The 17,015-nt window shown below is 45.7% G+C and carries 13 protein-coding genes; 10 read left to right on the forward strand and 3 right to left on the reverse strand.

Features of this window, described 5'->3' with window-relative positions; all coding sequences use genetic code 11:
• Window positions 1-110: 110 nt before the first annotated feature.
• From ACWYU8_RS16155 to lpxC, 4 genes are all read left to right on the forward strand, one after another.
• Complete coding sequence (locus ACWYU8_RS16155; protein WP_457520857.1) at window positions 111-893, forward strand: cell division protein FtsQ/DivIB; 783 nt, start codon at window positions 111-113, stop codon at window positions 891-893.
• Window positions 886-2,148, forward strand: coding sequence for a cell division protein FtsA (ftsA, locus tag ACWYU8_RS16160; RefSeq protein WP_444494621.1), 1,263 nt, complete (start codon window positions 886-888; stop codon window positions 2,146-2,148). The genes ACWYU8_RS16155 and ftsA overlap by 8 nt, the downstream gene beginning before the upstream one ends.
• A gap of 30 nt (window positions 2,149-2,178) precedes the next feature.
• Entirely contained in the window at window positions 2,179-3,411 is a 1,233-nt protein-coding gene (gene ftsZ / locus ACWYU8_RS16165) for a cell division protein FtsZ (protein ID WP_457520769.1), read from the forward strand.
• A 101-nt stretch (window positions 3,412-3,512) separates the two neighbouring features.
• Window positions 3,513-4,430 (forward strand): UDP-3-O-acyl-N-acetylglucosamine deacetylase, encoded by a 918-nt coding sequence (gene lpxC, locus ACWYU8_RS16170; protein ID WP_457520770.1) that lies wholly within the window; start codon window positions 3,513-3,515, stop codon window positions 4,428-4,430.
• Window positions 4,431-4,519: 89 nt separating this feature from the next.
• On the opposite strand, the gene ACWYU8_RS16175 is transcribed toward lpxC, so the two are convergent.
• On the reverse strand, window positions 4,520-4,975 hold the full coding sequence (locus ACWYU8_RS16175) for a DUF721 domain-containing protein (RefSeq protein ID WP_457520771.1): 456 nt from the start codon (window positions 4,973-4,975) through the stop codon (window positions 4,520-4,522).
• 411 nt (window positions 4,976-5,386) lie between these two features.
• Between ACWYU8_RS16175 and secA the strand changes: the two genes are divergently transcribed.
• The 6 genes from secA to ACWYU8_RS16205 all read left to right on the forward strand — a co-directional run bounded on the left by secA (window position 5,387) and on the right by ACWYU8_RS16205 (window position 15,424).
• Window positions 5,387-8,113 (forward strand): preprotein translocase subunit SecA, encoded by a 2,727-nt coding sequence (secA, locus tag ACWYU8_RS16180; RefSeq protein ID WP_457520772.1) that lies wholly within the window; start codon window positions 5,387-5,389, stop codon window positions 8,111-8,113.
• 129 nt (window positions 8,114-8,242) lie between these two features.
• Window positions 8,243-8,644 carry an 8-oxo-dGTP diphosphatase MutT gene (gene mutT, locus ACWYU8_RS16185; protein ID WP_457520773.1) on the forward strand — a complete coding sequence of 134 codons (402 nt, stop codon included), beginning with the start codon at window positions 8,243-8,245 and terminating at the stop codon, window positions 8,642-8,644.
• 112 nt (window positions 8,645-8,756) lie between these two features.
• Window positions 8,757-9,566, forward strand: a complete 810-nt coding sequence (dapB, locus tag ACWYU8_RS16190) for a 4-hydroxy-tetrahydrodipicolinate reductase (RefSeq protein WP_457520774.1) — start codon at window positions 8,757-8,759, stop codon at window positions 9,564-9,566.
• 481 nt (window positions 9,567-10,047) lie between these two features.
• The gene (carA, locus tag ACWYU8_RS16195) at window positions 10,048-11,187 is read left to right on the forward strand and encodes a glutamine-hydrolyzing carbamoyl-phosphate synthase small subunit (RefSeq protein WP_457520775.1); all 1,140 of its coding nucleotides are present in this window, start codon (window positions 10,048-10,050) and stop codon (window positions 11,185-11,187) included.
• A 16-nt stretch (window positions 11,188-11,203) separates the two neighbouring features.
• Window positions 11,204-14,437, forward strand: a complete 3,234-nt coding sequence (carB, locus tag ACWYU8_RS16200; protein ID WP_457520776.1) for a carbamoyl-phosphate synthase large subunit — start codon at window positions 11,204-11,206, stop codon at window positions 14,435-14,437.
• Between the two features lie 207 nt (window positions 14,438-14,644).
• Entirely contained in the window at window positions 14,645-15,424 is a 780-nt protein-coding gene (locus ACWYU8_RS16205) for a TSUP family transporter (protein WP_457520777.1), read from the forward strand.
• Here ACWYU8_RS16205 and ACWYU8_RS16210 read toward each other — a convergent pair.
• Together ACWYU8_RS16210 and ACWYU8_RS16215 are read right to left on the reverse strand one after the other, a co-directional pair.
• Window positions 15,354-16,220: a LysR family transcriptional regulator gene (locus ACWYU8_RS16210; protein WP_457520778.1), complete on the reverse strand. Its 867-nt coding sequence runs from the start codon at window positions 16,218-16,220 to the stop codon at window positions 15,354-15,356. The two genes, ACWYU8_RS16205 and ACWYU8_RS16210, sit on opposite strands and share 71 nt — an antisense overlap.
• A gap of 130 nt (window positions 16,221-16,350) precedes the next feature.
• On the reverse strand, window positions 16,351-16,971 hold the full coding sequence (locus tag ACWYU8_RS16215; protein ID WP_457520779.1) for a TRIC cation channel family protein: 621 nt from the start codon (window positions 16,969-16,971) through the stop codon (window positions 16,351-16,353).
• Between the last annotated feature and the right edge of the window lie 44 nt (window positions 16,972-17,015).

Genomic DNA, 17,015 nt, shown 5'->3' on the forward strand with positions numbered 1-17,015 from the left:
GTTTGATAGTTTATTAGAGCTCAGTATAATCCTAAGGTTAAAGTCAATACTTTTGCTGAAGAGTGATTATGCAGGCAAAAGTACGCGGCAAGAGTCAGGAAACGAAGACGTTGTTGAATATTGCACTAAATGAAGAACGACAGAGCACGGAAGATAACCGTGGTCGTAAGAAAAAAATCTTAGGTGCGCTATTTTTCGTCGTAGTTGTGACTTTAATTAGTTCTGTTTTGTACTCGGCGATCAGTTGGATGTGGGATGACCAAAGGCTACCTCTATCCAAAATAGTGCTCCAGGGAAAGCTGGAGTATATCAAAGCTGATGATGTTCAATCTGCATTTGGTAAGATTGACCACATCGGAACGTTCATGTCACAAGACATCGATGTATTACAGCAAAGTGTTGAAGCCTTGCCGTGGGTTGCTCACGCAGCAATCCGTAAGCAATGGCCCGATACCGTAAAAGTTTTCTTAACAGAGCATCAACCTGAGGCCATTTGGAATGGCAACGAGCTGTTAGATAAAGACGGCGGTGTGTTTGATGGGGATGTTGCTCTGTTAAAGGAAGAAAAAGTTAAGCTGTATGGACCCAAAGACAGCGGACCGGAGGTGTTACAGACCTACCGTGATTTGAGTCCTAAATTTCAGCAATTGGGTTTAGCGATATCGTCTCTGGTGTTAAATGAGCGACGAGCTTGGCAAATTATCCTTGATAACGGTATTCGATTAGAGCTCGGTAAAGAGTCTCTTCTTGAACGTATAGAGCGCTTTTTTTCACTCTATAACAAGCTTGGCAGTGACACACAACGAATCAGTTATATTGATCTCAGGTACGATACAGGGGCTGCAGTCGGTTGGTTTCCTGAAGAAGAGTTAGAAGAGAGTACAGATGACTAAGGCCGCAGATGACAACATTATTGTTGGTCTTGATATAGGCACTGCAACCGTATCAGCTCTAGTGGGCGAGATTCTACCTGACGGCCAGATTAACATTATTGGTGCAGGTAGTAGCCCCTCTCGCGGCATGGATAAAGGTGGCGTGAATGACTTGGAGTCGGTTGTAAAATCAGTACAACGCGCAATTGATCAAGCTGAGTTAATGGCCGAGTGCCAGATCAGCCGAGTATTCATTTCGTTGTCTGGTAAGCATATCGCAAGCCGAATTGAAAAAGGTATGGGCACGATATCGGATGAGGAAGTTTCTCAAGAAGATATGGATAGAGCCATCCATACTGCAAAATCAATAAAAATCGGTGATGAACAGCGAATCCTTCATGTGATTCCGCAAGAGTTCACTATCGATTACCAGGAGGGGATTAAAAACCCGCTTGGTCTTTCCGGGGTAAGAATGGAAGTGAGTGTCCATCTTATCACGTGCCATAACGACATGGCTCGCAATATCATTAAGGCGGTAGAACGGTGCGGTCTTAAGGTGGAGCAACTGGTATTTTCTGGGCTTGCTGCTAGTAATGCAGTAATTACCGAGGATGAAAGAGAGCTTGGAGTGTGTGTGGTTGATATTGGCGCCGGCACGATGGATGTTTCTATCTGGACGGGTGGTGCGCTACGTCACACAGAAGTATTTTCTTACGCAGGAAATGCGGTAACAAGCGATATTGCTTTTGCTTTTGGTACGCCAGTAAGCGATGCTGAAGAAATAAAAGTGAAATATGGCTGTGCTCTGAGTGAACTGGTCAGTAAGGATGACACGGTTAACGTACCAAGCGTAGGTGGGCGACCTTCACGAAGTCTGCAACGTCAAACCTTGTCAGAAGTGATAGAGCCACGATACTCTGAGCTTATGGGACTGGTTAACCAAACTATCGATTCCGTTCAGGCTAAATTGCGCACAGAGGGCATTAAGCATCATCTTGCTGCTGGTGTTGTTTTAACTGGTGGCGCTGCGCAAATGGACGGAGTGATAGAATGTGCGGAACGCGTATTCCGCAACCAAGTAAGGGTCGGCAAACCGCTCGAAGTCAGCGGGTTAACTGACTATGTAAAAGAGCCGTACCATTCTACGGCAGTTGGATTACTTCATTACGCAAGAGACATGCAGTCTAGTGACGATAGCGATTACAATGAACCTAAACGCTCATCTGTGACTGGCTTTTTCGGTAAATTGCGTAATTGGATACAAAAAGAGTTTTAACCTGAGTTGCAGGATAAACGGAGACAACACATGTTTGAACCGATGATGGAAATGTCTGACGATGCAGTAATCAAGGTCGTTGGAGTTGGTGGCGGCGGTGGTAACGCTGTTGAACACATGGTGCGTGAATCCATCGAAGGTGTGGAATTCATCAGCGTAAACACTGATGCGCAAGCACTTCGTAAGACAAGCGTTGGCAATGTTATTCAGATTGGTGGTGATATCACTAAAGGTCTGGGTGCAGGTGCGAATCCACAGGTCGGCCGTGAGGCAGCTCTCGAAGACAGAGACAGAATTAAAGATTCCCTAACTGGTGCCGATATGGTGTTTATCGCGGCTGGTATGGGTGGCGGTACAGGTACTGGTGCAGCACCTGTTATCGCTGAAGTAGCGAAAGAGCTAGGCATTCTTACCGTGGCAGTGGTAACTAAACCATTTAGCTTTGAAGGTAAAAAGCGTTTAGCGTTTGCAGAACAAGGTATCGATGAGCTTTCAAAACATGTTGACTCATTGATTACCATTCCAAACGAAAAGCTACTTAAAGTTCTTGGTCGTGGCGTGACTTTGCTAGAAGCGTTTGCAAGTGCGAATGACGTTCTTAAAAACGCAGTGCAGGGTATCGCGGAACTTATTACTCGTCCTGGTATGATCAACGTCGACTTTGCCGACGTACGTACAGTGATGTCTGAAATGGGTCACGCGATGATGGGTAGTGGTATCGCTAAAGGCGAAGACCGCGCTGAAGAAGCCGCTGAAATGGCAATTTCTAGCCCGCTTCTGGAAGATATCGATCTGGCTGGAGCTCGTGGTGTTCTTGTTAACATTACTGCTGGTCTGGATATGCGTCTTGATGAGTTTGAGACGGTAGGTAACACAGTTAAAGCATTTGCTTCTGACAATGCGACTGTGGTTATCGGTACCTCTCTAGACCCAGATATGACTGACGAGATCCGCGTAACGGTTGTTGCTACTGGTATTGGCAACGAAAGAAAACCTGACATTACGTTGGTTGCTGGTGGCAAAGCGAAAGTAGCTGCGGCTCCTCAAGCTCAACCACAGCAAGTTGCTGTAACGCAAGCTGAAGAGACTCCGGCACAAACTATGCGTACTCAAGTACAAGAGAAGCCACAGGTCACTCATCAGCCTACAAATACCGTTTCTTCTTCTGCTGCGTCTTCAGGCCAAGGTTCTGCGGCACCAAAGCAAGAGAAGGAAAGCGGATATCTAGATATCCCGGCATTTTTGCGTCGTCAGGCTGATTAATCTTTAACCCATAAATTTGACATAGTTCAAAATTATGGTAGCATTCACGGTCGACGTTACAGACGACCGTGTTTTGTAGCACACTTTAGAGAGGCAAGCAGATGATCAGACAACGTACTCTGAAAGAGATAGTGAAAACAACTGGTGTGGGTCTCCACTCTGGTCGTAAAGTCACGCTTACTCTGCGCCCGGCTGCTGCAAATACAGGTATCATTTACCGTCGTACCGATGTAAATCCACCTGTAGATTTTCCAGCTGACCCAGCGTCTGTTCGTGACACAATGCTATGTACCGCATTGGTGAACGATCAAGGCGTGCGTATTTCAACGGTTGAACACTTGAATGCAGCGCTTTCTGGTATGGGTATCGACAACATTGTTATTGAAGTTGACGCGCCTGAAATCCCAATCATGGATGGCAGCGCAAGCCCATTCGTATACCTGCTTCAGCAAGCTGGTATCGAAATGCAAAATGCACCGAAGCGTTTTATCCGCATTAAAAAGCCAGTTCGTTTCGAAGATGGCGATAAATGGGCAGAATTTGTGCCATTTAACGGTTTCCGTATGGACTTCGAAATAGACTTTAACCACCCTGCGATTGAGTCAGACGAGCAACGTCTTCTGTTTGATTTCTCATCTAAAGGGTTCGTACGCGAAATTTCTCGTGCACGTACGTTTGGTTTTATGCGTGATATTGAATATCTACAATCTCAAAACTTAGTTTTAGGTGGTAGTTTCGATAATGCTATCGTGCTGGATGATTACCGTATTCTGAATGAAGAAGGTCTGCGCTTTGATAATGAGTTCGTTACTCATAAAGTGCTGGATGCAATTGGTGATCTTTACATGTGTGGTCACCCAATTATCGGTGAATTCCGTGCATACAAATCAGGCCATGGTCTAAACAACCAGCTTCTTCGTGCTGTTCTGGCAGATCAGGAAGCATGGGAGTGGACAACATTCGAAGAAGAAGTCGGTTCGCCAGTCGCATTTGCGGAACCAAACATGGTACTAGCGTAATTCAGCTAAGAATAGTAAAAACCAGGTCTTGACCTGGTTTTTTTCTATCTAAAATTTATGTTTGTTAGCCCTGTTGCTGACTAGCTCTGTTATTGCTTTGATTTGTCTGCCATATCGGCCAACCTTTTTAGGCGTTCCTGAATTTTAGGTGGCGCCATATCGGCAATGATCATCAGGGATTTTGCAGCAGATTCAGTCAATGGTGGCCGTTTTGGCCTGTCATCTTGCTCATATCGATTGCGATAAAGAGAGGGATTAATTCTGATCTCAACACTCATCAATTTTGCAAAACCCTGGGTTCGCAGCTTATTGAGGATCATGAGACGATCGTAGTCGATCTTCATTTTGATCGCCGCACTCGATACATCGATTAACAGGTGGCCGTTGCGAATGTTTGCTACCCGGCAATGATCAGCGGTTCCTTTCGGCAAAAGTTCTTGCAAAGCTTGATTGATCTGCAAGATTTCTCCGGCATGTTCTTGAATCTGCTTAAACTGAGACTCAGCAATAACATCCTCTGTTGAGGTTGGGCGATGATCACGCATAGGTAAAATCTAATTTTGTTGAAATATGAACTATTCTAGAGCAGCTTTCTAGCTAGGTATAGTTTACATTAGCCACTTTGGCTTCAGTTTTACATTCGGCTGTGGAATTAGCGAATTGAAAAGCAAGATTAATAGATTCACCGCTTTGCTGGCGGAATGTTGGCTAATCGATCGCCACTTTAACTAAAAACTTCAGAGTGCTTCAAACAAATACGTCTATTTATGGTTGTATCGATTAAAAATCCTTACACTAAGCCACATTGTTTCGAATTTAGCCTTGAAATATGGATGTTTGGACTCAATATCAGTTGATAAATGATTTATCTCAGTATCCTTAGTTCCAAACTGGCAGAAACTGAATGCATTACGAGTAGATCGGGAACGGTCTGATGAAAGAGAGATTCACGAAAAATGATAACTAAGCTACTGACAAAAGTAATTGGCAGTCGCAACGACCGAACACTGCGCCGCCTTAGAAAAATTGTAAAAGAGATTAATAATTACGAGCCGACTTTTGAAGCTCTGAGTGATGAAGAATTAAAAGCGAAAACTGTTGAATTTCGTGAGCGTCTAGATAAGGGCGAAACTCTTGATCAACTTATTCCTGAAGCCTTTGCTACTGTCCGTGAAGCGTCTAAGCGTGTATACGGAATGCGCCACTTCGACGTTCAGCTCATCGGTGGTATGGTTCTGAACGCAGGCCAAATCGCGGAAATGCGTACAGGTGAAGGTAAGACTCTAACTGCTACTCTTCCCGCTTACCTGAATGCACTTGCTGGCAAAGGTGTTCACGTAGTAACGGTGAACGATTACCTTGCTAAGCGTGACGCAGAGACAAACCGCCCACTATTTGAATTCTTAGGCATGACAGTTGGTGTTAACGTGCCAAACATGCCGCCTCATGAGAAAAAAGCGGCGTACCAAGCGGATATTCTTTACGGAACAAACAACGAATTTGGTTTTGACTACCTTCGCGATAACATGGCTTTCCGTACTGAAGACCGTGTTCAACGTGAACGTTTCTTTGCGGTAGTCGATGAAGTGGACTCAATCCTTATCGATGAAGCTCGTACTCCGCTAATCATTTCTGGTCCGGCTGAAGACAGTTCTGAACTGTACACACGCATCAACCTATTGATTCCACATCTTGAAAAGCAAGACAAAGAAGATTCAGAAGAGTACCGCGGTGACGGTCACTACACTGTAGACGAAAAATCTAAGCAAGTTTACCTGACTGAAACGGGTCAAGAGTACGTAGAAGAACTACTGGTTAAGAATGGTCTGATGGAAGAAGGTGATACGCTTTATTCTCCAGCGAATATCAGCCTGCTTCACCACGTTAATGCAGCCCTGCGTGCCCACGTTTTATTCGAACGTAACGTGGACTACATTGTTACTGAAGACGGCGAAGTGGTAATCGTTGACGAACATACAGGCCGTACGATGCCAGGTCGCCGCTGGTCAGAAGGTTTGCATCAAGCTGTTGAAGCGAAAGAAGGCGTTAAGATTCAAAACGAAAACCAGACGCTGGCTTCCATCACTTTCCAGAACTACTTCCGTCTGTACGAAAAACTGTCAGGCATGACTGGTACAGCAGATACTGAAGCGTTTGAGTTCCAGTCTATCTACGGCCTGGAAACAGTGGTTGTTCCAACCAACAAACCAATGATTCGTAATGATATGCCGGATGTGGTGTATCGTACTGAAGCAGAAAAGTTTGCAGCAATCATTGAAGATATCAAAGAGCGAGTGGCAAAAGGTCAGCCGTCTCTGGTAGGTACCGTTTCAATCGAAAAATCAGAGTTGCTGTCTAATGCGCTTAAGAAAGCGAAGATTAAGCACAATGTATTGAATGCTAAATTCCACGAGAAAGAAGCGGAAATCGTTGCTGAAGCGGGTATGCCTGGTGCAGTAACTATCGCGACTAACATGGCGGGTCGTGGTACCGATATCGTATTGGGTGGTAGCTGGCAGTCAAAAGTGGAAACGTTGGAAAACCCAACCAAAGAACAAATCGATGCGATTAAAGCGGACTGGCGAGTCGTGCACGTTCAAGTTCTGGAAGCGGGTGGTCTACACATTATCGGTACCGAGCGCCACGAATCTCGTCGTATCGATAACCAGTTACGTGGTCGTTCTGGTCGTCAGGGTGACGCGGGTTCTTCTCGCTTCTATCTATCGATGGAAGATTCACTCCTGCGTATCTTTACCTCCGATCGTATGGCAAGCCTAATCCAAAGTGGTATGGAAGAAGGCGAAGCCATCGAGTCGAAAATGCTTTCTCGCTCAATCGAAAAAGCGCAGCGTAAAGTGGAAGGTCGCAACTTCGATATTCGTAAGCAATTGCTTGAGTACGATGACGTAGCCAACGACCAGCGTAAAGTGGTATACGAATTACGTGACGAGTTGATGAGCGTTGATGATATCAGCGATATGATCGAGCAGAATCGTCAAGACGTAATGATCGCGGTTATTGATGAGTACATACCACCACAATCTCTGGAAGACATGTGGGATGTGGAAGGTCTGCAAGAGCGTCTGAAAGCTGACTTTGATTTAGATGCGCCAATCAAGCAATGGCTTGAAGAAGATGACAAGCTTTACGAAGAAGCACTTCGTGAGAAGATCATTGCATTGGCTGTTGAAGTCTACAAAGCGAAAGAAGAAGTGGTTGGTGCACAAGTGCTGCGTAACTTCGAGAAATCAGTGATGCTACAGACGCTGGATACGCTTTGGAAAGAGCATTTGGCGGCAATGGATCACTTACGTCAAGGTATTCACCTACGTGGTTACGCGCAGAAGAACCCGAAACAAGAGTACAAGCGCGAGTCGTTTGAACTGTTCGAAGGTTTATTAGATGCATTGAAAACAGATGTCATCACTGTGTTGTCTCGCGTACGTGTTCAACAACAAGAAGAAGTTGAGCGTATGGAAGAGCAACGTCGTGCTCAAGCTGAAGAAGCGGCACGTCGTGCACAAGCTCAACATGCAGCAGCCGAAAACCAGCTGGCTGATGGTGAAGAAGTTGATGATTCGCACCAACCTGTTGTTCGTGATGAACGTAAAGTGGGTCGTAATGAGCCTTGTCCATGTGGCAGCGGCAAAAAGTACAAACAGTGCCACGGTCAAATCAACTAAATAGAGTTTGATGATGGATTTACAAAGAGTCGCTGAGGCGGCTCTTTTTTTAAGTAAAATTTATTGTTTCCACAGACGCTATCCTCACTGTAGGGTTTAGCAGCATTTCAGTTTTAGGGACTAATCTCCATGAAAAGAATTCACATCGTTGCGGCGATCATTTTTAACCAGGATAAATCGCAAATATTCATAACTAAACGCCCTGATGACAAACATCAAGGTGGCTTCTGGGAGTTTCCTGGCGGAAAAGTAGAAGCGGAAGAAAGCATTGAGCAAGCGATGATTCGAGAGCTAGATGAAGAAATAGGCATTCGCGTGACAGAGCAAGCCCTGTTTGAACACCTTGAATACGACTACCCAGACAAATCCCTGAAGTTCGATTTTATCTCAGTGACCGCTTTTGAAAATGAACCTTATGGAAAAGAAGGTCAGGAAGGACAATGGGTTAATGTAAGCGACCTGCCTGAATATGCATTTCCAGAAGCCAATGTGCCAATTCTTGAGAGAGTGGTGCAAGAGTTTTCTTCCTAGTTTCGACATTAATCATCTTGTGGTTCGCAAGGTATGTTGTTAGTTTAAAAAGATTCAGCGAGAAGAGATAATGAGTGCACACCTTGTTATCCAGAGAAGGAGATAAAACGCAATGGTTCGTATTGCAATCGCAGGGGCAGCTGGCCGCATGGGCCGCAATTTAGTCAAAGCTTCACACCACAATCAAGAAGCTTCGGTAGCGGCAGGATCTGAGCGTCCAGAATCATCACTCGTCGGTGTTGATATCGGTGAACTTTGTGGCGAAGGTAAATTCGATGTCGTATTGACAGATGATCTAGCTAAAGAAGTGGATAACTTTGATGTTATTATCGATTTTACTGCACCAGTAAGCACCTTAGCTAACCTTGAGTTATGTAAACAGCATGGTAAGAGCATTGTAATTGGCACCACTGGCTTTAGTGACGAGGAACGTGCGCTTATCGATGAAGCAGCAAAACAAGTTCCTGTTGTAATGGCTCCGAATTACTCTGTTGGTGTGAACCTAGTCTTTAAACTGCTGGAGAAAGCAGCCAAAGTCATGGGTGACTACTGTGATATTGAGATTGTAGAAGCGCACCATCGTCATAAAGTGGATGCACCATCAGGTACAGCAATCGGTATGGGTGAAGCCATTGCTGGTGCGATGGGTAACAAACTTAACGACGTTGCGGTTTATGCCCGAGAAGGGATCACTGGCGAGCGTACCAAAGACGAAATTGGATTTGCGACCATTCGAGCCGGGGATATCGTTGGCGAACACACGGCGATGTTCGCTGATATCGGCGAGCGAGTCGAAATTACGCATAAAGCGACCGACCGTATGACCTTTGCTAACGGTGCGGTGAAAGCGGCAGTTTGGTTAAGTACCAAACCTGCGGGCTTTTATAGTATGACTGATGTATTGGGTTTGAATGAACTGTAAATACATAATTATTCGCCGGCGTAAGCCGGCTTTTTTATAGGTACTTATCAAGATGTAAAATATATGATTCAACAAAGAACGATTTTTTCGTTTAGTTAGTTGTGTATTTTGGTGGTTTGGTGTTTTGTTTTTGTCGTAACGCCTAAAAGATCGTACTTATTTTGTGTGGTTAACGTTTGCGTAAAAATATCATCAATTTTTGTGATCTATAGAAAGTTCAAATTTGTAAAATTCACAAAAAAAGCATCCCTCATCATCTTACGTAGAGTAAAACTTGCATTTTTGAGGCTTATTATGCCCAAATGGCTTTACTCGCTAGAAAATGGTGATTTATTTTTGATTGTGTGTTGACAGGTTTGAAGTCCGTCTTTAGAATACCGCCAATTTGTCTGAAGTACCTAATTATGTCGAATTTTTAGGTAAAGGAAGGCATGTTTGCAGTTTGATTTATTTTTTTTGCATTTTTATTCTGGAGGTTGTCTTGGGTAAATTAGCACTGTTAGTCCTAGAAGATGGGACAGTGTTCCGCGGAGTGTCCATTGGGGCAGATGGCGTTTCCGTCGGTGAAGTTGTTTTCAATACCTCGATGACGGGGTATCAAGAAATCCTCACTGATCCTTCCTATTCTCAGCAAATCGTTACTCTTACTTATCCTCACATTGGCAATACCGGAACGACTTCCGAAGATGAAGAATCTTCTTCAATCCATGCACAAGGCCTTGTGATCCGCGATCTTCCTCTTATCGCTTCTAACTTCCGTAATGAGCAATCCCTTTCTGATTACCTTAAATCACAAAATATTGTTGGCATCGCTGACATTGATACGCGCAAACTGACTCGTATCTTACGTGAAAAAGGTGCGCAGAACGGTTGTATCGTTGCAGGTGAAAGCTTGGATGAAACATTGGCACTGGCTAAAGCAAAAGAATTCCCAGGTTTGAAAGGGATGGATCTTGCGAAAGTTGTGACAACTAAAGAAGCGTATCAATGGAAACAAGGTTCATGGACGCTTGAAGGTGGACTTCCAGAGGCGAAAGATGACAGCGAGTTACCGTACCATGTCGTTGCATACGACTTCGGTGCTAAACGCAACATTCTACGTATGTTAGTTGACCGTGGTTGCCGCTTGACTGTTGTACCTGCTGAAACTTCAGCAGAAGAAGTACTGGCTCTTAACCCAGACGGCGTTTTCCTATCAAACGGCCCTGGCGACCCAGAACCATGTACTTACGCGATTGAAGCAACAAAAGTATTCCTGGAAAAAGGTTTACCAGTCTTCGGTATCTGTCTAGGTCACCAAATCCTGGCATTGGCCTCTGGTGCTAAAACTGTGAAGATGAAGTTTGGCCACCATGGTGCTAACCACCCGGTGAAAGATTTAGACCGTAACGTTGTAATGATTACCTCTCAAAACCACGGTTTTGCTGCAGATGAAGCAACGTTGCCGGAAAATCTACGTGCTACTCACGTATCTCTATTTGATGGTTCTCTACAAGGTATTCACCGTACAGACAAACCAGCATTTAGCTTCCAAGGTCACCCAGAAGCAAGCCCAGGTCCACATGACGCGGCACCGCTATTCGACCACTTTATCGAACTAATCAAACAACACAGCGCTTAATTCGGAGTAGTAGACAATGCCAAAACGTACCGACATTCAAAGTATTCTTATTCTTGGTGCTGGTCCGATTGTTATCGGCCAGGCCTGTGAGTTTGACTACTCTGGCGCACAAGCGTGTAAAGCTCTTCGTGAAGAAGGCTACCGAGTTATCCTAGTTAACTCTAACCCTGCAACGATCATGACTGACCCTGAAATGGCGGATGCGACTTACATCGAGCCGATTCAGTGGGAAGTAGTACGTAAGATCATCGAAAAAGAGCGCCCAGATGCGGTACTACCAACAATGGGTGGTCAAACAGCGCTAAACTGTGCTCTGGAACTAGAGAAGCACGGCGTTCTTGAAGAGTTCGGCGTAGAAATGATTGGTGCAACGGCAGACGCGATTGATAAAGCAGAAGATCGTTCTCGCTTCGATAAAGCAATGAAGTCTATCGGTCTTGAGTGTCCACGCGCTGATACGGCGAAAACGATGGAAGAAGCTTACAAAGTTTTAGACATGGTTGGCTTCCCTTGTATCATCCGTCCATCGTTCACCATGGGTGGTACTGGTGGCGGTATTGCGTACAACAAAGAAGAGTTCGAAGAAATCTGTCGTCGTGGTCTGGATCTGTCTCCGACTAACGAACTTCTTATCGATGAATCTCTAATCGGTTGGAAAGAGTACGAAATGGAAGTGGTTCGCGATAAAGCGGACAACTGTATCATCGTATGTTCAATCGAAAACTTCGACCCAATGGGTATCCACACTGGTGACTCAATCACGGTTGCACCTGCTCAAACACTGACTGATAAAGAATACCAGCTAATGCGTAATGCATCGCTAGCGGTTCTGCGTGAAATCGGTGTTGAAACAGGTGGTTCAAACGTACAGTTTGGTATCAACCCGAAAGATGGCCGTATGGTTATCATCGAGATGAACCCACGTGTATCTCGTTCTTCAGCGCTAGCGTCAAAAGCAACAGGTTTCCCAATCGCGAAGATTGCAGCGAAACTGGCTGTTGGCTTCACTCTGGACGAGCTACAAAACGACATCACTGGTGGTGCAACTCCAGCATCATTCGAACCAACTATCGACTATGTAGTGACTAAGATTCCTCGTTTTAACTTCGAGAAATTTGCCGGTGCGAACGACCGTCTGACTACTCAGATGAAATCAGTTGGTGAGGTGATGGCGATTGGTCGTAACCAACAAGAATCTCTTCATAAAGCACTTCGTGGCCTGGAAGTTGGCGCGACTGGCTTTGATGAAATGGTTGATCTAGAAGCACCCGATGCACTGACGAAGATTCGCCACGAGCTAAAAGAAGCGGGTGCAGAGCGTATTTGGTACATTGCGGATGCATTCCGTGCTGGCATGTCAGTAGATGGCGTGTTCAACCTAACCAACATCGATCGCTGGTTCCTGGTCCAAATTGAAGAGCTAGTGAAACTAGAAGAAGAAGTGAAAGCAGGCGGTTACGCAGGCTTGACCAAAGACGTTCTTCGTCTACTGAAGCGCAAAGGCTTCTCTGATGCTCGCCTGTCTAAACTACTTGGTGTGGCTGAAAGTGAAATTCGTCGTGCGCGTGAACAGTTCGATATTCACCCGGTTTACAAGCGTGTAGATACTTGTGCAGCAGAATTCTCTTCTGACACGGCTTACATGTACTCATCTTACGATGAAGAGTGTGAAGCGAACCCAACAGACAAAGACAAGATCATGGTTCTTGGCGGCGGTCCAAACCGTATCGGCCAAGGTATCGAATTCGACTACTGTTGTGTACACGCATCACTAGCGCTTCGTGAAGACGGTTACGAAACCATCATGGTTAACTGTAACCCAGAGACGGTATCAACAGACTACGATACGTCTGACCGTCTGTACTTCGAACCAGTAACACTGGAAGATGTACTGTCTATTGCTCGCGTTGAGAAACCTAAAGGTGTGATTGTTCAGTACGGTGGCCAAACTCCACTTAAACTGGCTCGTGCACTGGAAGCAGCTGGTGTGCCAATCATTGGTACTAGCCCTGACGCTATCGACCGTGCGGAAGACCGTGAGCGTTTCCAAGCGGCAGTTGAGCGTCTAGGTCTTCTGCAACCACAAAACGCGACCGTAACAACGATGGAGCAAGCGATTGAGAAGTCGAAAGACATTGGCTTCCCACTGGTTGTTCGTCCATCTTACGTACTGGGTGGTCGTGCGATGGAAATCGTATACGACGAGCAAGATCTACGTCGCTACTTCAACGAAGCAGTAAGCGTATCGAACGAGTCTCCAGTACTGCTAGACCGTTTCCTTGATGACGCAACTGAAGTTGACATCGACGCTATCTGTGACGGTGAGCGCGTAGTTATCGGCGGTATCATGGAGCACATTGAGCAAGCGGGTGTTCACTCAGGTGACTCAGCATGTTCACTTCCTGCTTACACGCTAAGCCAGGAAATCCAGGATAAGATGCGTGAGCAAGTTGAGAAACTAGCATTCGAACTTGGTGTACGTGGTCTGATGAACACTCAGTTCGCAGTGAAAGACAACGAAGTTTACCTAATCGAAGTTAACCCTCGTGCTGCTCGTACGGTACCATTCGTATCGAAAGCGACTGGTGCACCACTAGCGAAAATCGCTGCACGTGTTATGGCGGGTCAATCTCTGGAGTCACAAGGCTTTACTAAAGAGATTATTCCACCTTACTACTCAGTGAAAGAAGTCGTTCTGCCGTTCAACAAGTTCCCAGGCGTTGACCCACTGTTAGGCCCAGAAATGCGCTCTACAGGTGAAGTGATGGGTGTTGGTGCAACGTTCGCAGAAGCTTACGCGAAAGCGGAACTAGGCTGTGGCAGCGTTTATCCTGAAGGTGGTCGTGCACTACTATCAGTACGTGAAGGTGATAAAGAGCGTGTTGTTGACCTGGCTTCTAAGCTAGTGAAACTAGGCTACCAGTTGGACGCAACTCACGGTACGGCTGTAATTCTAGGCGAAGCGGGTATCAACCCACGCCTGGTAAACAAAGTACACGAAGGTCGTCCACACATTCTTGACCGCATCAAGAACAACGAATACACCTACATTGTGAACACGGCGTCAGGTCGTCAAGCAATTGAAGATTCGAAAGTTCTACGCCGTGGTGCGCTGGCAGAGAAAGTGAACTACACAACAACGCTAAACGCTGCGTTCGCAACGTGTATGTCTCACACTGCTGATGCGAAAGCGTCAGTAACTTCTGTTCAAGAGCTTCACGCTAAAGTGAAAGCGAGTCTGGAAGCGTAAATAGATAAAAATCAGTAAGCTCATAATTCAGAGCTTATATGACAACCTCATTGCCCGCTCATCTGAGCGGGCTTTTTTATTTTGCTTTTCCTTACACTGATGAAAAGTTGGAATAGGTTGGTGTCTTGTCTTTCCTTTTGTCTCTTTGCTGATTAGTGCTACCGTTGCTTTCCTTTCGGTATCTATCTGTTTGACAAGGAAGCATAAGTGGAAATTACATTTGAGGTTTTGGCAGCGCTGTTTTTAGTAGCATCAGTGGCCGGGTTTATTGATGCAATGGCGGGCGGAGGCGGTTTGTTAACACTTCCTGCGTTACTGGCTGCGGGGCTTAGCCCGACTCAGGCGTTGGCAACCAATAAACTTCAAAGCTCATTCGGTAGTTTTTCCGCTAGCTGGTATTTCGTGCGCAATGGCATTGTCAGTTTGAAAGAGATGCGGGTTGCCATCTTATGCACTTTCATTGGTTCCGCCATCGGAGCTGAGTTGGTGCAATTTATTGATGCGGGTGTTCTGACCAGCTTAATTCCGGTTCTGCTCATTGCGATTTCACTCTATTTTTTACTTGCACCAACAACGAAAAAAACAGGGGGAGAACCAAAGGTTTCAGAGGCAATGTTTGCACTTTGTATCGGTGGTGGTGTGGGTTTTTATGACGGATTCTTCGGCCCGGGAACTGGCTCGATCTTCACTGTATGCTTTGTTGTTCTGGGGCATTTTTCTTTAGTTGAAGCCACCGCGCGGACTAAAATCCTCAACTTCACTTCTAATATTGCGGCATTGCTCTTCTTTGTATTAGCCGGGCTTCCGGTGTGGGAGATCGGCTTAACCATGGCTGTCGGTGGCTTTATCGGTGCTCAGTTAGGAGCGAAAGTGGTGGTGACAAAAGGTCAGAAGTGGATTCGACCTGTAGTGATTACTATGTCGATGTTGATGGCGATAAAACTTCTCTGGCAACAACATCAGCAATGGCTTCTGTCAGTTTTTTGACCCGTTGATTGCGATAAGTGCTATGACGTAAGCAGATGTGAATTGGCCGGATGAAAGTTGTCAGCTCTTCGAAGTCAAAACTAAATTTTGCGTCAATGTTGAGCGTGTTGACGATAGATTTGGGGATCAAAGCGGGTGCCATTCCGCCTAATGCTAATTGCGCCGCTGCGGTATAAGAGTCCATCTCCATGAGAGGTTCGATGCCGTGCTTAGATAAAATAGCCTGTTGATAAGTATTGGCCGGATTATTTAAGTCGTTGGTCAATACGGCTTTAGGTAATTTGGTGAGAGGGTATTTGCTAACGATGCTGAAGGGTTCGTCGGCAAGGTGAAAGCTCATCAAGCCGTGATGCGGAGGCAAATAGCCAGCACAGAATCCAAGCGTCGCTTTTCCTGATTTAACGTTTTCTATGATTCTTGGCGTATGGTTGGTTGAGATGCGCAGATAGGGATCTTCTGTGAATCGCTCTTTCATGATCAAACTCAGATAACCAGCGACCAGCGTTTCTGAACAATCGAGTTTAATCAAGGAAGTATCTTCTAGCACTTGTTGATCGTGAATTTGACCAATCAGCTCGTTGAAGGTTGGCGCTATTGTATCGATTAGAGCAAGCGCGTCTGAAGTTAACTTGATATGTCGGCCGCTTGGTTCAATCAGCTTTTTCCCTAATTTCTTTTCCAGATTGGCAATACGCTTACTCACAGCAGACTGGCTAATGTACAGCTGACTGCCTGTACGGCTCATGGTTTTTTCTTTACTCAAAACGAGTAAGGTTTCAATGCCTTCTAATAACATACCGATTGATGAAAATAGGGAATAGTAGCGTTAATTTAACGCACCGCCGTTGAATTGGCGAGAGGTGGGGTTCAAAATAACAAGAGCCGGCACGATGGTCGGCTCCTTATGATGCGAAAAGCGTTTCGGATTAGCGATTGAGCGCAAAGGTAGGCAAGGAAAGATGCCAGCGAATTGCCCCCAGACGAATGATTAAGGTTGAGCTTACACAAGCCATCAAGGCCGTTGAGTGGTCATAACCCATGGCGACGGCTGTGGTATGGAAGATCCCGCCAATAATACATGCCGTGGCATAGACTTCACTTCTTAAGACCATTGGTACTTCTCTTGCCAGCACATCACGAATGATGCCACCACCGCATCCAGTAATGACGCCCATGATCACGGCGACCATTCCGGATGCGTTATAAGCCAGTGCCTTTTCAACTCCGATGCCAACAAATACGGAGAGGCCTACCGCATCACAAACAGGTAAAACCCACCAAGCAAGGCGTTTGGGGCGGCGCACGATGAGCATTGTGAGCAGACAGGTAATAAAGATCACCCAGAGGTAAGTCGTATCGGTGATCCAAAAAACGGGTGTAGCACCGAGTGCCATATCCCGGATAGTCCCGCCACCAATAGCCGTAACGCTACCGAGTACAATGACTCCGAATGGATCCATCTTCAATCGGCCAGCCAGTAAAACGCCAGAGATAGCGAAAATAGCGGTGCCGAATATATCGATCATGTAAAGCAGCATGGAATCCATGTTACTTGGTACCTTTAAAAAGTGTGATAAAAAATGGGCGCAAA

It is taken from the genome of Vibrio limimangrovi, assembly GCF_054064025.1.

Excerpts from the sequence above, each read along its gene's own strand:
- dapB (WP_457520774.1), top strand. The coding sequence starts at position 8,757 with ATGGTTCGTATTGCAATCGCAGGGGCAGCTGGCCGCATGGGCCGCAAT.
- ftsA (WP_444494621.1), top strand. The coding sequence starts at position 886 with ATGACTAAGGCCGCAGATGACAACATTATTGTTGGTCTTGATATAGGC.
- carB (WP_457520776.1), top strand. The coding sequence starts at position 11,204 with ATGCCAAAACGTACCGACATTCAAAGTATTCTTATTCTTGGTGCTGGT.
- mutT (WP_457520773.1), top strand. The coding sequence starts at position 8,243 with ATGAAAAGAATTCACATCGTTGCGGCGATCATTTTTAACCAGGATAAA.
- secA (WP_457520772.1), top strand. The coding sequence starts at position 5,387 with ATGATAACTAAGCTACTGACAAAAGTAATTGGCAGTCGCAACGACCGA.
- ACWYU8_RS16210 (WP_457520778.1), bottom strand. The coding sequence starts at position 16,220 with ATGTTATTAGAAGGCATTGAAACCTTACTCGTTTTGAGTAAAGAAAAA.
- ACWYU8_RS16175 (WP_457520771.1), bottom strand. The coding sequence starts at position 4,975 with ATGCGTGATCATCGCCCAACCTCAACAGAGGATGTTATTGCTGAGTCT.
- ACWYU8_RS16215 (WP_457520779.1), bottom strand. The coding sequence starts at position 16,971 with ATGGATTCCATGCTGCTTTACATGATCGATATATTCGGCACCGCTATT.
- lpxC (WP_457520770.1), top strand. The coding sequence starts at position 3,513 with ATGATCAGACAACGTACTCTGAAAGAGATAGTGAAAACAACTGGTGTG.
- ftsZ (WP_457520769.1), top strand. The coding sequence starts at position 2,179 with ATGTTTGAACCGATGATGGAAATGTCTGACGATGCAGTAATCAAGGTC.